This window comes from Actinomadura sp. (assembly GCF_044508335.1).
In the GTDB taxonomy this organism is placed as follows: Bacteria; Actinomycetota; Actinomycetes; order Streptosporangiales; family Streptosporangiaceae; genus Spirillospora.
The window spans coordinates 1-1,742 of the sequence record NZ_JBIQHY010000065.1 but is presented as its reverse complement, the minus strand read 5'-3'; the positions used below and the strand labels follow the sequence as shown (position 1 = coordinate 1,742).

The window sequence follows — 1,742 nt, the reverse complement described above, 5'->3', positions numbered from 1 at the left end:
CGCAGGATGTCCTCGTCGGCCTCGGACGTGGTCAGCACGACGACGGGGATGCTGCGCAGGTCGTCGTCCGCCTTTATCTCGCCGAGCACCTCGCGGCCGTCCTTCCGCGGCAGGTTGAGGTCCAGCAGGATCAGGTCGGGGCGGGGCGCGTCCGCGTACTCGCCCTCCCGGCGCAGGAACGCCATCGCCTGCTCGCCGTCGTTGACGACGCTCAGCGTGTTGTTGACCTGTTGTGCTCGAACGCCTCGACGGTCAGCAGGACGTCGCCGGGGTCGTCCTCGACGAGCAGGACCTCGATGGCGTGCGGGGATTCGTTCACGTGTCGTCTCCGTCGTCGGTGATGTGCGGCCGGACCGGCAGGGTCCAGCGGAAGGTGGTGCCCGGCGCGTCGCCGCGGTCGCCGGTGTCGAGCCAGATCCGGCCGCCGTGGAACTCGACGATCTTCTTGCAGAGCGCCAGGCCGATGCCGGTGCCGGTGTACTCGTCCCGCGGGTGCAGCCGCTGGAAGATCAGGAAGATGCGGTCGGCGTAGCGGGGTTCGACGCCGATGCCGTTGTCGGCGCACGCGAACACCCATTCGTCGCCGTCCCGGCGGGCGTCGATGACGACCCGGGGCGGCACGCCCTCGCGGCGGAACTTGATGGCGTTGCCGATGAGGTTCTGGAACAGCTGGGTGAGCTGCGTGCGGTCGCCGGGGACGCTCGGCAGGTCCCGCAGCTCCACCTCGGCGCCGGTCTCCTCGACCAGCGCCCCCAGGTTGTCCACCGCCCGCCGCGCGACGGCCGCGAGGTCGACGGACTCCTCGGGCTCGTTCAGCCGCCCGACCCGGGAGAAGCTCAGCAGGTCGTTGATGAGGGCCTGCATGCGCTTGGCGCCGTCGACGGCGAACGCGATGTACTTCCGCCCCCGCTCGTCGAGCTGGTCCCCGTAGCGGCGCTCGATCATCTGGCAGAAGCTCGCGACCTTGCGCAGCGGCTCCTGCAGGTCGTGGCTCGCGACGTAGGCGAACTGCTCCAGCTCGGCGTTGGACCGGCGCAGCTCCTCGGTCTGCTCGTTGAGCAGCCGGGTCTTGTCCTCGCTGCTGCGCCACTGCCGGATGATCCGCTCCCGCATCGCGTCGATGATCACCGCGAGCTCGTAGATCTCGGCCGGTCCCGGGACGTCCAGCGGCGCGTCGAAGTCGCCCTGGGACACGGCGCGGACCCGCCCGGTCAGCGAGGACACCGGCGTCAGCACCGTCCGGCGGAACAGCACGGCGAGCAGCAGCGCGGCCACCACGACCATGAGCAGCGCGGCGACGGTCGACCACAGGGCGATGGACGCGCGGGACCGCAGGCTCGCGGCGGCCCGGTCGTGCAGCTCCGTTATGCCGACCTGGAGCGGGGTCATGTCGCCGCGCGCCTGGTTGAGCAGCCGCCGCGCCTCCCGGCTCCGCGCGGCGTCGATGCCCTGCCCGCCCGGGCCGGCCGCGATCTGGTCGGCGAACGCGGCGCGCCACACGTGCGAGTCGGCGGTCGCCTTCTCCAGCAGCCGGTAGACGTCCTCGCCGCCCTCCACCCCGGACAGCAGCCGGCGGATCCGGGCCGCGGACTCCGCCTCCCGCTGCACGGCCGCGCGGTACTGGACGAGGTGCTCGTCCCGGCCGTCCTGCGCGTAGTCGCGGATGGCGGCGTCCTGGTTGGTGACGGCGGTGGACAGCCGGAACTGCTCCAGCGTCGCCGGGTCGACCTGGTCGACGAGGA

1 protein-coding gene and 1 pseudogene are annotated in these 1,742 nt (G+C 72.0%); both read right to left on the bottom strand.

What is annotated here, in order from left to right; translation table 11 throughout:
* Positions 1–319: pseudogene (locus tag ACIWVC_RS21250) on the bottom strand (response regulator); the annotation flags it as partial.
* On the bottom strand, positions 316–1,742 hold a 1,427-nt coding region (locus ACIWVC_RS21245), incomplete at its 5' end, for an ATP-binding protein (RefSeq protein WP_396454462.1). The gene ACIWVC_RS21245 and the pseudogene ACIWVC_RS21250, both read right to left, overlap by 4 nt.